Genomic DNA, 14,840 nt, shown 5'->3' on the forward strand with positions numbered 1-14,840 from the left:
TCGGCCTGGGGACGACGACTAGCTGCCGATCGCGCCGAGCCAGACCTTGCGTGCCGCGATGGCCTCCTCGGCCTCGGCGATCTTCTTCTTGTCGCCGCTGGCCTTGGCCTCGGCGAGCTCGGCCTCCAGCTTCGCGATGGCGTTCTCGAGCTGCGAGGCGAGCCCCTCCGAGCGTGCCTGCTTCTCGGGGTTCGAGCGGTTCCAGTGATCCTCGTCGAGCTTGCGGACGTGCGTCTCGACCTTCCGCAGCCGGTCCTCGACGGCACGGAAGTGGTCGCGCGGGACCTTGCCGATCGCATCCCATTTGCGCTGGATGCCCAGCAGCGTCTCCTTGGCGGCCGTCCGGTCGGTGACCTTGAGGAGTTTCTCGGCCTCCTCGAGCAGGGCCAGCTTCTCCGTGAGGTTGCCGGCGTACTCCTCGTCCTCGATCGCCATCAGCTCGGCCTTGGCGGCGTACAGCGCGTCGCCGGCCTCCTTGAACTTGGCCCAGAGCGCGTCATCGAGCTTCTTGCCGGCGCGACCGGCGGCCTTCCACTCGTCGAGCAGACGGCGGTACTCCGGGATCGCGTCGGCGCCCTGCGAGGCGAGCTTCTCGGCACGCTCGATCAGCGCCTGCTTGCGGGCGCGGACCTCCTTGTGCACGGAGTCGAGCTCGGCGAAGAAGGCCTTGCGGTGCGTTTCGATCGTGGTGCGAGCCGCGCGGAATCGCTTCCACAGCTCGTTGCTCTCGTTCTTGGGAAGACGGGGGCCGTTCTTCTGGTGGTCCTGCCAGCGCTCGAACAGCGCATCAAGCTGCGCGCTCACCTGCTTCCACTGCGCCTTGGCGGGGTCCGCTGCGGCGAGTGCCTCCGCCTCGGCGACGAGGGCCTCGCGCGCCACGAGAGCCTCCGCGACAGCAGCCTTGTTCTCTTCGAGCTGCTTCTCGGTGAGCTCGCCCACCGTGCCGCCGAGCTTCTGCAGACGCTCCGTCAGCGACGCAAGGTCGCCGACCGCGTTCGCCCCGGCGACGGCGTCACTCAGGTGCTCGACCGCCTTCGCGACGTCCTTCGCGGGAGCTCCGCCGCGGACGCGCTGCTCCAGCAGTGCGACCTGGCCCTCCAGCTCGGTGAACTTGCGCGTGAAGTACGCGAGCGCCTCCTCGGGTGTTGCGTCCGGGTATTGCCCGACCGCACGCTCTCCCTCCGCCTCGCGGACGTACACCGTTCCCTCGTCGTCGACGCGGCCCCACGGGGCCTTCTCGTCAGTCGCCACTGGTCAATTCACCTCACGTCGTCGTCGGCGGCCTCTCGCCGGACCGACTCAGCCTATTGCACGGCCGTCCGCGCGCTCCTACTGCAGGGTGATCTGTGTGATCGTGGTCGCCACCAGCGGGCCGCCCGTGCCGTCGGCTCCGAGCAGATCCGGATCGATCCCGGCCGAGGTGATCTGGTCGATCAGGTCGTCGAGTCCGCTGGTGATGGTTCCCAGCACGGTGTAGCCGCCAGCCGCATCCGACGGAATCGTGGAGTCGCCGTAGACGAGGAAGAACTGGTGACCGTTGCTGTAGTCGTCGCCGCTGGCGCGAGCCATCGCGATCGTGCCGGCCGGGTAGAAGTCGTCCGCCGGCGCGTTCTCGATCGGGCCGTAGCTGAAGTCGGGGTCGCTCGAGCCGAGGCCGTCGATCGAACCGCACTGCAGCAGCTCGAACCCCTCGCTGGTGGCGAGTCGGTGGCAGGTCTTGCCGACGTAGTAGCCGGTGTCGACGTCGGAGAGGAACGCCGAGACCGCCTGCGGAGCCGCGGCGCCGTCGAGCTCGATCTCCAGGGAGACGTCGTTCAGCGTCAGCTCGCCGGTCCACGTACGGTACTCGGCGTAGTCGGCCGAGGGCACGCCGATGTTCTCGCCCACCACGGCCGAGGCGCTGGGCTCCGGCGTGGGAGCGCCCGGACCCGCGGAGAAGTAGAAGAACTGCGTGGCGGCGGTGAGAGCGACCACGGCGGTGACGCCGAGCACGGCGATCACGTTGTCGCGCGTGCGACGCGCTCGGGCGTGATCGTGGACCTGCTGCCGCGCCGTGTAGGCCTTGAGGCGCTCGCGCACCTCTCGCGACTGGCGGTCCTTGTTCTTCGATGCCACGCGGTGCTCCTCCATCTGGCCGCGCTCGCGCGGTCCACGAGAACTCTAGTCAGCGCGGTCCGCTTGGCGCCAAACGCGGGCGGCCGGGCGCCGGTGCCGATTACGATGACAGCCATGAGCGCATCGTCGGGACTGCGAACCGGCGCCACCCCTCTCGCGGTTCGGATGCGCCCGACCTCGCTCGACGAGGTGGCCGGTCAGCGCCACCTGCTCCGACCCGGATCGCCGCTGGTGAACCTCGCGAACGACCGCACCGGGGAGTCGGGATCGGTCTCTGTCATCCTGTGGGGTCCGCCGGGCACGGGCAAGACGACGCTCGCGCAGGCCATCGCCCACAGCTCAGGCCGGCGCTTTGTCGAACTGTCGGCCGTCACGGCGGGCGTCAAGGACGTGCGCGAGGTGATGGAGCGCGCGCACGCCGACCGCGATCTCTACGGGCTCTCGACGGTGCTGTTCCTTGACGAGATCCACCGATTCTCGAAGGCACAGCAGGACGCCCTGCTGCCGGGCGTCGAGAACGGCTGGGTGATTCTCGTCGCCGCAACCACGGAGAACCCCTCCTTCTCGGTGGTGGCGCCGCTGCTCTCCCGATCGCTCCTGCTGACCCTCGAGACCCTGAGCGACGACGACCTGGGTGTGCTCGTCGACCGCGCCGTCAGCGACCCGCGCGGTCTGGCGGGCGCCGTCGAGCTCACGGAGGACGCGCGAGCATCCCTCGTGCGGCTGGCCTCCGGCGACGCGCGTCGCGCCCTGACCGCGTTGGAGGCCGCCGCGGTCGCTGCCGCGGCCGAGCCCCACGATGCCGAGACGCCACCCTCGATCACCGCCGAGATCGTGGCCGACACGGTCGATCGCGCACTGCTGCGCTACGACCGTCAGGGCGACGAGCACTACGACGTCATCAGTGCGTTCATCAAGTCGGTGCGCGGCAGCGACGTGGATGCGTCCCTGCACTATCTGGCACGGATGATCGAGGCGGGGGAGGACCCGCGGTTCATCGCCCGCCGGGTGATGATCCTCGCCGCCGAGGACATCGGCATGGCCGACCCGCAGGCGCTGCCGCTCGCGGTCGCCGCGGCTCAGGGCGTGCAGCTGATCGGCATGCCGGAGGGTCGCATCCTTCTCGCCGAGACCGTCGTCTACCTGGCGATGGCACCCAAGTCGAACACCGCCTACCGGGCGCTCGATGCGGCGATCGCGGACGTCCGCGCGGGCCGCATCGGAACAATCCCGAGCCACCTCCGCGACGCGCATTATCCCGGCGCGAAGCGTCTCGGTCACGGCAAGGGCTATCGCTACGCGCACGACGCCGAGCACGGGATCGCCACCCAGGAGTACCTGCCCGAGCAGCTGCGCGGAACCCGCTACTACGAGCCGACCACGCACGGCTACGAGCGCGACGTGGCGGCTCGACTGGAGAAGATCCGGGCGATCCTCCGCGGGGAGTAGTGCCGCCGCGTCCGTCTGGTAGTCTTGACCGGCTTGCCAGTGTCGATCGAGACCGTCGAGCGCATCCCCCTCTCTCATACCTCCGGTACGTGTCGACGTGCGGCCGGGCAGGTGGAGCGGGATGGACGTCTGTGAGGCGCGAAAGACGCGTCCACGTGGTGGAAGGATTCCCTTTTGGTTACCAAGTCTCAGGACCGTCGCAAGGTCCGTCTGTCTCGCGCGCTCGGCATCCCGCTGACGCCGAAGGCCGCCCGCTACCTCGAGAAGCGTCCGTACGCTCCGGGTGAGCACGGTCGCACCAAGCGCAAGGCCGACAGCGACTACGCGGTCCGTCTGCGCGAGAAGCAGCGTCTGCGCGAGCAGTACGGCATTCGCGAGAAGCAGCTGCGCATCGTCTTCAACGAGGCACGTCGCACTCAGGGTCTGACCGGTGAGAACCTGGTCGAGCTGCTCGAGATGCGTCTCGACGCGCTCGTGCTGCGCGCCGGCTTCGCCCGCACGACTTCGCAGGCCCGCCAGTTCGTGACGCACCGCCACATCCTGGTCGACGGCAAGATCGTGGACCGCCCGTCGTTCCGCGTGAAGCCGGGTCAGCTCATCCACGTCAAGGAGCGCTCCGAGGGCACCGAGCCCTTCCAGGTCGCCGCTGCCGGTGGCCACGCCGAGGTTCTGCCCCCGGTTCCGGGCTACCTCGAGGTCGAGCTCGACAAGCTGCAGGCGCGCCTCGTGCGTCGCCCGAAGCGCGCCGAGGTGCCGGTGACGGCTGAGGTTCAGCTCGTCGTCGAGTACTACGCGGCTCGCTAGGCTCACGCCGCACTGCGTTTCGGCGAAGGCCCCGAGGTTCGCCTCGGGGCCTTCGCGTATTCCCGGCGCCGTATGGGATGCGGTGCACCGTCCGTGCGTCACGGCGCACTCTCTGCATCCGTGCCGTCGATGCCGACTAGGCTGGACGGGCGGCGCCATGACCGGCGTCCGATCACTTCGACGGAAGGATTCGCTCTCATGAAGAACGTTCTGCTGCTGATCGTCGGTGCCGCCGTGGGGTTCGTTGCGGCTCACCAGTTCTCCAAGACCCCGCAGGGCAAGGAGTTCTTCGCCGACGTCGACGCGAAGGCCAAGGACTTCGGCTCGGCCGTCGTCGACGGCTACAAGGCCCGCGAAGCCGAGCTGCGTGAGGCCGTCGCCAACGCCGAAGAGGTCATCAACGACCTCACCAACCGCACCAAGTAGCGCCGCGCACCGGCGCAGCGCCCCCGTCATCACCCTCATCAACCCGGCACCGCTGTGCCCGTCAGGATCACCCCGTGCAGACCGCTGAAATTCAACGCCGTTGGCTGACCTTCTTCGGAGAGCGCGACCACACGGTCGTGCCCTCGGCCTCGCTCGTCAGCGATGACCCGGCGCTCCTGTTCACGGTGGCGGGCATGGTCCCGTTCATCCCGTACTTCACCGGGGTGGTTCCGGCGCCGTTCCCGCGCGCCACGAGCGTGCAGAAGTGCATCCGCACCCTCGACATCGAGGAGGTCGGCAAGACCACCCGGCACGGCACGTTCTTCCAGATGAACGGCAACTTCTCCTTCGGCGACTACTTCAAGGAGCAGGCGATCGCCTACGCCTGGGAGCTGCTCACGAGCTCCGAGTCCGACGGCGGACTCGGCTTCGCCGAGAAGGATCTCTGGGTCACGGTCTACGAGGACGACGACGAGGCCGCGGCGCTCTGGACGAAGATCGCCGGCCTGCCGGCGGAGCGCATCCAGCGGCTCGGGCGCGCCGACAACTACTGGCACACCGGCCAGCCAGGCCCCGGCGGCCCCTGCTCAGAGATCTACTTCGACCGCGGACCCGAGTTCGGACCGGAGGGCGGACCCGCCGTCGACGACACGCGGTACATCGAGATCTGGAACCTCGTGTTCATGCAGTACCTGCTCACCGATGTGACCAGCAAGGTCGACTTCACGGTGCTCGGCGAGCTGCCGAAGAAGAACATCGACACCGGCATGGGCATGGAGCGCGTCGCCTTCCTCAAGCAGGGCGTCGACAACATGTACGAGATCGACCAGGTGCGTCCGGTGCTCGATCGCGCCGCGGCGCTGTCCGGACGGCGCTACGGCGCGGACCACGACGACGATGTGCGCATGCGTGTCATCGCCGACCACGTCCGCTCGAGTCTCATGCTGATGACCGACGGAGTGACGCCGGGCAACGAGGGCCGCGGGTACATCCTGCGCCGTCTGATGCGCCGGGTGGTGCGCGCGATGCGTCTGCTGGGCGTCGACTCGACCAGCTTCCCGGAGCTGTTCGCCGCGTCGCGCGACGCGATGTCGCCGGCCTACCCGGATGTCGCCGAGCACTGGGAGCGCACCTCGCGTCTCGCGTTCGGCGAGGAGGAGACCTTCTTGCGCACGCTCGCGGGTGGAACCACCATCCTCGACACCGCCGTCGCCGAGACGAAGAAGGCGGGCGGCGAGGCGCTGCCCGGCGACACCGCGTTCCTGCTGCACGACACCTTCGGGTTCCCCATCGACCTGACGCTGGAGGTCGCGGAGGAGGCGGGGCTGTCCGTCGACCGCGCGGCGTTCGACTCGCTCATGCAGGAGCAGCGTCAGCGCGCCAAGGCCGACGCGAAGGCCAAGAAAGGCCAGATCGCGGACCTCTCCGTGTACTCCGGCTTCCGCGCCGAGGGCGAGACCGTGTTCACGGGATACGAGTATCTCGAGACCGAGTCGCGCATTCTCGGCATCCTGGTCGACGGCCAGCCGGTGCTGAAGGCGAGCGCGGGTGAGATCGCCGAGGTGATCCTTGCCGAGACCTCGCTCTACGCGGAGTCCGGTGGACAGTCGGCTGACCAGGGCTCGATCGTCGGCAACGGCTTCGACCTCGAGGTGCTCGACGTGCAGAAGCCCGTCAAGGGCCTCATCAGCCACACCGTGCAGGTGCGCTCCGGCGAGGTCGCCGTGGACGACGTCGCGACGACGGTCGTGGATGCCGTCTACCGTCACTCGGCCGCGCAGGCGCACTCCGCCACCCACCTGATCCACGCGGCGCTGCGTGACACGCTCGGCTCCGACGCGCACCAGTCCGGCTCGTTCAACAAGGCCGGCTACATGCGGCTCGACTTCTCCTGGAACCAGGCGCTCAGCCCGGCGACCCGGAGCGAGATCGAGGAGATCGCCAACAACGCGGTGCGCGACAACCTCGAGGTGACGACGCGCATCCTGCCGCTGGACGAGGCGCGCAAGGCGGGAGCCATGGCGCTGTTCGGCGAGAAGTACGGCGAGACGGTGCGGATGGTCGACATCGGCGGCCCCTGGTCGCGCGAGCTCTGCGCCGGCACGCACGTGCGCACCTCCGCCGAGATCGGCCTGGTGAACCTGGTCAGCGAGTCGAGCGTCGGGGCGACGAACCGCCGCGTCGAGGCGCTCGTCGGCATCGACGCGTTCCGTGAGCTGGCGGCCGAGCGCACCCTTGTCTCGCAGCTGACGAGCGCGCTCAAGACGCCCAAGGATCAGCTTCCCGGACGCATCGAGCAGCTCGTCGCCGACCTCAAGGCCGCCGAGAAGAAGATCGCCGCCTTCGAGGCGCGCCAGCTGGCGGGCCGCGTTCCCGCCCTCGCCGACGCAGCCACGCCGATCGGCGACGTGATCGCCGTCGTCGACGACCTGGGCGAACTCAGCTCCGCCGACGAGGTGCGCTCGCTCGTGACGAGCGTGCGCGAGCGCCTCGCGGCGCAGGCTGCGGTGGTCGCCCTGGCGGCTCGTGTCGACGGCAAGCCGGTCGTGATCGTCGCGACGACGCCCGCAGCGCGCGAGGCGGGAGCCAAGGCCGGTGCCCTGGTCAAGGTCGCCGCGACGGAGCTCGGCGGTGGCGGCGGCGGCAAGGACGACATGGCGCAGGGCGGCGGCGCCAACGCGGCCGCGATCCCCGCGGCTCTCGACGGCATTCGTCGCGCACTGAAGGGCTAGCGTGCGCCCGGGAGTCCGACTCGGCGTCGATGTCGGCCGCGCGCGCGTCGGGGTTGCCGTGTGCGATCGTGACGGGCTGCTCGCCACGCCGGTTGTGTCGCACCCGCGGGGGAAGGACGATGAGGGCGCATTCCGCGCGCTCATCGAGGAGTACGCACCCGTCGAGATCGTCGTCGGCCTGCCGCTCTCGCTCGCCGGCACGGACACGCCCTCGACGGCGGACGCCCGGGAGTTCGCACGCTGGCTGACGACGCTCGGAGGCCCGCCGGTGCGGCTCGTCGACGAGCGGATGTCGACCGTCAGCGCGCAGCGCGGACTGCACCAGGCGGGGCGGAATACGCGCACCTCGCGCGCCGTGATCGACCAGGCGGCCGCTGTTATCATCCTGCAGAACGCCCTCGACTTCGAGCGCTCGGCCGGTCGCCCGGCGGGTGTCGCGGTTGCCCCTGACGAAGGACTCTGACTCGTGGCTCAAGAACCCAGCTGGGACGACATCTTCCGGCCGAGCGGAACTCCGACGCCCGGATCGGGCCCGGGCGACACCCCGGCGCCCCCGGCGTTCCCCGAGCAGCCGCGGGTTCCGGAGCACGCGGCACCGGACGTGGCGCCCGCCGCGCCGAAGTTCGCCGCGACGCCCGCACACGACGCGGTCACGCCCGGCTCGCGCCGCGCGGCCCGGGAAGCCGCCCAGCGCGGCGGCGCGCGCGGTGGGGGAGAACGCGGTCCCCGGCGCACGCGGCGCCTCTGGTGGCTCTGGGTGCTGATCGCTCTGCTGGCGGTCGGCATCGGCGGCGCGGCCACCGTGTGGGTGCTCTACGAGGACAAGGTCCGCGAGGTGCTCGGGTGGGAGCTTCCCAATGACTACGAGGGCGCCGGCAACGGCGTCGAGGTCACCATCGTGATCCAGAGCGGCGACATCGGCTCCGATGTCGCCAAGACCCTCAACGAGGCGGGGGTCACGATGACCTTCGACGCCTTCTACGATCTGCTGCTGACGCGTCCGGACGTCAGCTTCGAACCCGGCAACTTCCTGCTGCAGGAGCAGATGAGCGCCCAGGCGGCCCTCGACGCTTTGCTGGATCCTGCGAACAAGATCACCAACACGGTGACGATCCCCGAGGGCACCTCCTACGAGGACGCCTTCGCCCTCATCGCCTCGGCAACCGACATCACGGTCGACGAGCTGCTCGCCGCAGCCTCCGACCCGACGGCGTTCGGAGTGCCGTCCGAGGCGCCGAATCTCGAAGGCTGGCTCTTTCCGGCGACCTACCCGCTGGATCCGGGGGTCACCGCGAACGAGGTGATCCAGCTGCTCGTCGACGAGATGCTCTCGCGCCTGGATGCCCTGGGCGTTGACCCCGAAGACCGGCTCGAGGTGCTCATCAAGGCGTCGATCGTGCAGCGCGAGGCCGGATCGAACATCGACGACTTCTACAAGGTCGCGCGTGTCTTCCAGAACCGGCTCGACCAGGGCTGGCGCCTCGAGTCCGACGCGACGGTCGCGTACGGAACCGGCAACACGCACACCGTCTGGACGACGGATGCGGAGCGCGCCGACGCGAGCAACCTCTACAACACCTACGCCAACGACGGGCTCCCGATCGGGCCGATCGGCCTGCCCGGCGAGGCCGCGATCGATGCGGCGCTCAACCCGGCCGACGGCCCGTGGATGTTCTTCGTTCCGATCAACCTGAAGACCGGTGAGACGGTGTTCTCGGAGACCGTTGATCAGCACCTCGCCGCCGTCGCGCAGCTCCAGGCCTGGTGCGCTGCCAGCACGGAGAACGCGGCGTACTGTGCCTGAGTCGCCCGAGCTCCGCCTCGCGGTGCTCGGTTCGCCGATCTCGCACTCGAAGTCGCCGGCGCTGCATGCGGCCGCGTACCGCGTGCTGGGGCTCGACTGGAGCTACGAGGCGATCGAGCTGGATGCGGCGCAGCTCGGAGATTTCGTGGCGGGCCTGGACGACTCCTGGCGGGGTCTCTCGCTGACGATGCCGCACAAGCATGTGGTGCTCTCGCTGCTCGATGAACGCGACCCGCTCGTCGATGTGGTGGGCGCCGCCAACACGCTGCTCCTCGGCGACGGGGCGCGTCGCGGCTTCAACACCGACGTGGAGGGCATCGTGCGCGCCTTCGGCGATCACGGGGTCACGGCGCTCGACACGGTTGAGATCCTGGGTGCGGGCGCCACCGCGCAGAGCGCCCTGGTCGCGGCGGGCCAACTGGGCGCGCGCGCCGCACGGGTCGCCGTGCGCGACGTCGCCCGTGCGGAGTCTCTGATTCCGCTGGCCGAGCGACTGGGAATCGAGCTCACGCGGGTGCGCTTCGGTGAATCCCGTGGCGCACAGCTGCCGGACGCGGTCATCTCGACCCTCCCCGGTGGTGCCGCGGTCGAGCACGAGTTCTCGGCCGAGCTGCGGAGTCGGGCCGTCTTGTTCGACGTCGCCTACGACCCGTGGCCGAGCGCCCTGGCGACCTCGTGGCAGCAGGCCTCCGGGCGCGTCGTGAGTGGTCTCGAGATGCTCGTGCACCAGGCCGTGGCGCAGGTGCGCATCTTCGTCTCGGGGTCCGCCGATGTCGCGCTAGAGCGCGAAGACGAGGTCCGCGATGCGATGCGGTCGGCCGTCGGGCTGGGAACCTGAAAGAATCGACGACATGCTTCGTTGGTTGACCGCCGGGGAATCGCACGGCCCCGAACTCGTCGCGATTCTCGAGGGCATGCCCGCGGGCGTGCCGATCTCGCCTGAACAGATCCAAGACGACCTGCAGCGTCGCAAGCTCGGCTACGGCCGAGGCGCGCGCATGAAGTTCGAACAGGACGAGCTCTCGATCTCGGGCGGCATCCGCTTCGGCAAGACCGTCGGCGGTCCGGTCGCACTGCGCGTGGGCAACACCGAGTGGCCGCGCTGGGTCGACGTGATGAGCGCCACGCCGGTCGACCCGGAGACCCTGCCGAAGGGTCGAGGGGCCGCGCTGACGCGACCCCGCCCGGGCCACGCCGACCTCGTCGGCATGCAGAAGTACGACTTCCCCGAGTCGCGCAACGTGCTCGAGCGCGCGAGCGCCCGCGAGACGGCGGCCCGCGTCGCCCTCGGCGCCGTCGCTCGTGCCTTCCTCGGCGAGCTCGGCGTGCGTCTGGTCGCGCACACCCTCTCGATCGAGACGGTCCGCGTGCCCGACGGCGCCCCGCTGCCCACGCCCGATGACGTGGACGCCCTGGATGCGGATCCGCTGCGCTGTTTCGACGCGGCCACGAGCGCTGAGATGGTGGCGCGCATCGACCGCGCCCACGACGACGGCGATACGCTCGGCGGCGTTGTCGAGGTGCTCGCCTACGGCCTCCCGCCGGGGCTCGGCAGCTACGTGCACTGGGACCGTCGGCTGGATGCGCAGCTCGCGGCCGCGATCATGGGCATCCAGGCGATCAAGGGCGTCGAGATCGGCGACGGCTTCGAGACCACGCGCCGCCCCGGATCGCAGGCGCACGACGAGATCGTCACCGCCGACGGCGTCATCGGGCGACTCAGCGATAAGGCCGGCGGCACCGAGGGCGGCATGTCGACCGGCACGCTGCTGCGCGTCCGCGCCGGCATGAAGCCGATCGCGACCGTTCCGCACGCGCTGCGCACCGTCGACGTCGCCAGCGGCGAGGAGGCGGCCGCGCACCACCAGCGCTCGGACGTCTGCGCCGTGCCCGCCGCGGGTGTCGTCGCCGAGGCCATGGTGGCGCTGGTGCTCGCCAACGCGATGCTCGAGAAGTTCGGCGGCGACTCGATCGGCGAAACGCGCCGCAACCTCGACGCGTACCTGGCGGCGATCCCCGAGTCGCTTCGCACCGCCTCCGCGACGGTCACCGAGTGAGCGCTGTGCACCCCGCGGCCGTCTTCATCGGTCCGATGGGCGCCGGGAAGACGCGCATCGGCAAGCGCGTCGCGCGGCTTCTCGGCACCGGCTTCACCGACACCGACAAGGTCGTCGTCGCCGCGCACGGGCCGATCCCCGAGATCTTCGAGGAGCACGGCGAGGCGCACTTCCGCCGCCTCGAGCGAGAGTCGGTGGCCGCGGCTCTGGCGACGGACCACGTCGTCTCGCTCGGCGGGGGAGCGGTGCTCGACTCCGACACGCAGGCCGACCTGGGCGAGCTGCCCGTCGTCTACCTGACGGTGACCGCCGAGACGGTCGCGCCGAGGCTCGTCGACGGCAGCCGTCCGCTGGTGAAGGACGGCATCGAGAGCTGGCAGCGCATCTTCGACGCCCGCCGACCTATCTACGAGCGACTCGCGCGCCTCACGGTCGCCACCGACGGTCGCCGCAACGACGACATCGCCCAGGAGGTGGCCGCATGGCTGCAGACGCCGTGAGTGCAACGACGATTCACGTGGCCGGGACCCCCGGCTACGACGTGACCATCGGGCGCGGACTGCTCGACACGCTGCCGAGCCAGCTCGGCGCCGCCGTGGCGCGCGTTCTCATCGTGCACGCGCCGACGCTCGGCGCGCGCGCCGAGGCGCTGCGCGAGCAGCTGTCCACGCAGTACCAGGTCTATCTCGCTGAGATCCCGGATGCCGAAGGCGCCAAGCGCGTCGAGGTCGCCGCGTTCTGCTGGCAGATCATGGGCCAGACCGACTTCACCCGCAGCGACGTCGTCATCGGCCTGGGCGGCGGCGCGACCACCGACCTCGCCGGATTCGTGGCCGCGACGTGGTTGCGCGGCGTCGACGTCATCCAGATCCCCACCACGGTGCTCGGCATGGTGGATGCGGCCGTCGGCGGCAAGACGGGCATCAACACGGCGGAGGGCAAGAACCTCGTCGGGGCGTTCCACGCGCCGCGGGCGGTGCTCTGCGACCTCGACCTGCTGAACGGTCTGCCGAAGAACGAGATCCTCGCCGGCTACGCCGAGGTGGTGAAGGCCGGGTTCATCGCCGAGCCGGAGATCCTCGACATCGTGGAAGCTGATGTGGATGCCGCGACCGATCCGACGGCGGCGGAGTTCCGCCGGTGCATCGAGCTCGCGATCGCCGTCAAGGCGCGGGTCGTCGGGGAGGACTTCACCGAGCAGGGACTGCGCGAGATCCTGAACTACGGGCACACCCTCGGCCACGCGATCGAGCACGCCGAGCGCTACCAGTGGCGGCACGGCGCCGCCGTGTCGATCGGCATGATGTTCGCCGCCGAGCTGTCGCGACTGACTCGCTCCCTCAGCGACGAGGAGGTGGATCGGCACCGCCGCATCCTCGAATCGCTGAGCCTTCCCACCAGCTACCCGCTCGGGCGATGGAAGACGCTCTTCGCGACGATGCAGCGCGACAAGAAGGCGCGCGGCTCGATGCTGCGCTTCATCGTGCTCGACGGGATCGGCCGTCCGACGACCCTCAACGGCGTCGACGAGTCGCTGCTGTTCACCGCGTACCAGGAGATCGCCGAGTAGCTTCTCCCGCGCCCGAGAGGGGTGGACAAAAAGGTCCTCTTGACGCCGCGGTGCAAGTGCTTACGCTGGCCCCATGAGCGTTGAGGACCTCCTCGGCGACGAGCCGGGTGCAGTGATTCGTCCGGGTGACGACGGCTACCTCGTGGCCGCCACCTCGGAATCCCGGGTGGGCAGCCCACTCGCCATCGTGCGGCCGCGCACGCCCGCCGGAGTCGCGGCCGCTGTCCGCGCGGCGACGCGGGAGCGTCTGCCGATCTCCGTCCGCAGCGGCGGCCATACGGCCTGGGGCACCAACGACGGCGGCATCGTGATCGATCTGGCCGACCTCGCCGACATCGAGGTGGTCGGCGACGTCGTCCGCGTCGGCGGCGGCGCGCGCTGGGGCGACGTGGCGACCGTCCTCGCCGAGCACGGTCTGGCGCTGTCCTCGGGCGACACCGCGAGCGTCGGGGTGGGCGGACTCGCCCTGGGCGGCGGCATCGGCTGGATGGTCCGCTCGCAGGGACTCACCATCGACAACCTCCTCGGCGTCGAACTGGTCACGGCGTCGGGCGAGGTCGTGCGCGCGGATGACGCGGAGAACTCGGAGCTGTTCTGGGCGCTCCGCGGCGGAGGCGGCAATTTCGGCATCGTGACCCGATTCGAGTTCCGCGCGCGTCGCCTCACCGGCGTCATCGCCGGAACCTTCGACTACGAGCTCGACGAGCTCATCGCCGTCACGAGGCTGTGGCGCGACGTGATGGCCGCGGCGCCGGACGAGCTCACCGCAACGCTCGTCTCGATGCCGGCCCTCGGCCCCGAGATGCCCGCCTCGCTGCAGATCATCGCCGCCTGGGCGGGGGACTCGATCGCGGCGGCGCGCACCGCGACGGCCGCGTTCGCCGAGCATCCGGGGGTTCGAGGCGGCGAGCTCGCCGCGGTGCCCTACCGGTCCCTTCTCGACGACGACTTCGAGATGGATGGCCCGCCGCCGCTGATGGCCTTCACCTCCGACTTCTTCGGCAGGTTCGACGACGACACCGTCGACGAGCTGGTGCGCGTCCATCGCACGTTCGAGAACTCGATGCTCATGCTGCGCAGCCTCGGCGGTGCCTACAGTCGCGTCCCGAGCGACGCGACGGCCTTCGCCCATCGCGACGCCGACGTGCTGGCCCTCCTGGTCGCGTTCTTCCCTCCCGGGACGCCCGCCGCGCAGGCGGAGGGCGTGTACGAGATGTGGCGCGCTGCGACCGGGGGACGCAGTCTCGGCACCTACGGGAACTTCCGCAACGATCGATCACCCACACTGCTCGATGAGATGTACCCGGCCGCGACGCTCGAACGCCTCCGCGCCGTCAAGCGGACGTGGGATCCGGAGAACGTATTCGCGCACAATCACAACATCGTCCCGGTCTGAGTCACGCGCGCCTTCGCTAGGCTCGCAGTCATGACGCGCGTCTTCGTTCTCAACGGCCCCAACCTCGGCCGCCTCGGCAGCCGGGAGCCGGAGGTCTACGGGCACCAGGATCTGTCGGCGCTGCGCGTGATGCTCGCGAGCGATCCGAGCGCAGAGGGCATCGAGATCGATCTGCGGCAGACCGACGACGAGGGCGAGCTGATCGGCTGGCTGCACGAGGCGGTCGACGCGAACGCCCCGGTCATCCTGAATCCGGCGGCCTTCACGCACTACAGCTACGCGCTGCGCGACGCGGCCGCGCTCGTCACCAAGGCGGGCCTTCCGCTCGTCGAGGTGCACATCTCGAACCCGCACGCGCGGGAGACCTTCCGGCACACCAGCGTGATCTCGGGCATCGCCTCGGGCGTCATCGCGGGGTTCGGCTTCGACTCGTACGTGCTCGCCCTCGCGGCGGTTCGTCGCGCGAACTGACGCTCGTCTACACTCG

14 protein-coding genes are annotated in these 14,840 nt (G+C 70.0%); 12 read left to right on the forward strand and 2 right to left on the reverse strand.

What is annotated here, in order from left to right; all coding sequences use genetic code 11:
• Positions 1-18 precede the first annotated feature (18 nt).
• Both ACR3ZA_RS01540 and ACR3ZA_RS01545 read right to left on the reverse strand, forming a co-directional pair.
• Positions 19-1,251 (reverse strand): DUF349 domain-containing protein, encoded by a 1,233-nt coding sequence (locus ACR3ZA_RS01540; RefSeq protein WP_473659462.1) that lies wholly within the window; start codon positions 1,249-1,251, stop codon positions 19-21.
• Positions 1,252-1,329: 78 nt separating this feature from the next.
• Complete coding sequence (locus ACR3ZA_RS01545) at positions 1,330-2,115, reverse strand: peptidylprolyl isomerase (RefSeq protein ID WP_473659464.1); 786 nt, start codon at positions 2,113-2,115, stop codon at positions 1,330-1,332.
• 114 nt (positions 2,116-2,229) lie between these two features.
• On the opposite strand from ACR3ZA_RS01545, the gene ACR3ZA_RS01550 reads away from it, so the two are divergent.
• From ACR3ZA_RS01550 to ACR3ZA_RS01605, 12 genes are all read left to right on the forward strand, one after another.
• Complete coding sequence (locus tag ACR3ZA_RS01550; protein ID WP_473659466.1) at positions 2,230-3,564, forward strand: AAA family ATPase; 1,335 nt, start codon at positions 2,230-2,232, stop codon at positions 3,562-3,564.
• Positions 3,565-3,738: 174 nt separating this feature from the next.
• Positions 3,739-4,368, forward strand: coding sequence for a 30S ribosomal protein S4 (gene rpsD / locus ACR3ZA_RS01555; protein ID WP_473659468.1), 630 nt, complete (start codon positions 3,739-3,741; stop codon positions 4,366-4,368).
• Positions 4,369-4,566: 198 nt separating this feature from the next.
• Positions 4,567-4,794, forward strand: coding sequence for a hypothetical protein (locus tag ACR3ZA_RS01560; protein WP_473659470.1), 228 nt, complete (start codon positions 4,567-4,569; stop codon positions 4,792-4,794).
• Positions 4,795-4,868: 74 nt separating this feature from the next.
• Entirely contained in the window at positions 4,869-7,526 is a 2,658-nt protein-coding gene (alaS, locus tag ACR3ZA_RS01565; protein WP_473659472.1) for an alanine--tRNA ligase, read from the forward strand.
• Between the two features lies 1 nt (position 7,527).
• The gene (ruvX, locus tag ACR3ZA_RS01570; protein ID WP_473659474.1) at positions 7,528-7,989 is read left to right on the forward strand and encodes a Holliday junction resolvase RuvX; all 462 of its coding nucleotides are present in this window, start codon (positions 7,528-7,530) and stop codon (positions 7,987-7,989) included.
• Positions 7,990-7,992: 3 nt separating this feature from the next.
• Positions 7,993-9,330, forward strand: a complete 1,338-nt coding sequence (gene mltG / locus ACR3ZA_RS01575; RefSeq protein ID WP_473659476.1) for an endolytic transglycosylase MltG — start codon at positions 7,993-7,995, stop codon at positions 9,328-9,330.
• Complete coding sequence (locus ACR3ZA_RS01580) at positions 9,323-10,168, forward strand: shikimate dehydrogenase (protein ID WP_473659478.1); 846 nt, start codon at positions 9,323-9,325, stop codon at positions 10,166-10,168. The genes mltG and ACR3ZA_RS01580 overlap by 8 nt, the downstream gene beginning before the upstream one ends.
• A 13-nt stretch (positions 10,169-10,181) precedes the next feature.
• Positions 10,182-11,387, forward strand: a complete 1,206-nt coding sequence (aroC, locus tag ACR3ZA_RS01585; protein ID WP_473659480.1) for a chorismate synthase — start codon at positions 10,182-10,184, stop codon at positions 11,385-11,387.
• The gene (locus tag ACR3ZA_RS01590; protein WP_473659482.1) at positions 11,384-11,887 is read left to right on the forward strand and encodes a shikimate kinase; all 504 of its coding nucleotides are present in this window, start codon (positions 11,384-11,386) and stop codon (positions 11,885-11,887) included. Before aroC ends, ACR3ZA_RS01590 begins: the two co-directional genes overlap by 4 nt.
• Positions 11,869-12,957 carry a 3-dehydroquinate synthase gene (gene aroB / locus ACR3ZA_RS01595; RefSeq protein WP_473659484.1) on the forward strand — a complete coding sequence of 363 codons (1,089 nt, stop codon included), beginning with the start codon at positions 11,869-11,871 and terminating at the stop codon, positions 12,955-12,957. Before ACR3ZA_RS01590 ends, aroB begins: the two co-directional genes overlap by 19 nt.
• A gap of 73 nt (positions 12,958-13,030) precedes the next feature.
• The gene (locus ACR3ZA_RS01600) at positions 13,031-14,353 is read left to right on the forward strand and encodes an FAD-binding protein (protein ID WP_473659486.1); all 1,323 of its coding nucleotides are present in this window, start codon (positions 13,031-13,033) and stop codon (positions 14,351-14,353) included.
• A 30-nt stretch (positions 14,354-14,383) separates the two neighbouring features.
• Positions 14,384-14,824: a type II 3-dehydroquinate dehydratase gene (locus ACR3ZA_RS01605; RefSeq protein ID WP_473659488.1), complete on the forward strand. Its 441-nt coding sequence runs from the start codon at positions 14,384-14,386 to the stop codon at positions 14,822-14,824.
• Positions 14,825-14,840 lie beyond the last annotated feature (16 nt).

Source organism: Herbiconiux sp. J20-20 (assembly GCF_057365085.1).

Coding starts and splice junctions, on each gene's coding strand:
- ACR3ZA_RS01550 (WP_473659466.1), top strand. CDS start 2,230: ATGAGCGCATCGTCGGGACTGCGAACCGGCGCCACCCCTCTCGCGGTT.
- ACR3ZA_RS01560 (WP_473659470.1), top strand. CDS start 4,567: ATGAAGAACGTTCTGCTGCTGATCGTCGGTGCCGCCGTGGGGTTCGTT.
- ACR3ZA_RS01605 (WP_473659488.1), top strand. CDS start 14,384: ATGACGCGCGTCTTCGTTCTCAACGGCCCCAACCTCGGCCGCCTCGGC.
- aroB (WP_473659484.1), top strand. CDS start 11,869: ATGGCTGCAGACGCCGTGAGTGCAACGACGATTCACGTGGCCGGGACC.
- aroC (WP_473659480.1), top strand. CDS start 10,182: ATGCTTCGTTGGTTGACCGCCGGGGAATCGCACGGCCCCGAACTCGTC.
- ACR3ZA_RS01600 (WP_473659486.1), top strand. CDS start 13,031: ATGAGCGTTGAGGACCTCCTCGGCGACGAGCCGGGTGCAGTGATTCGT.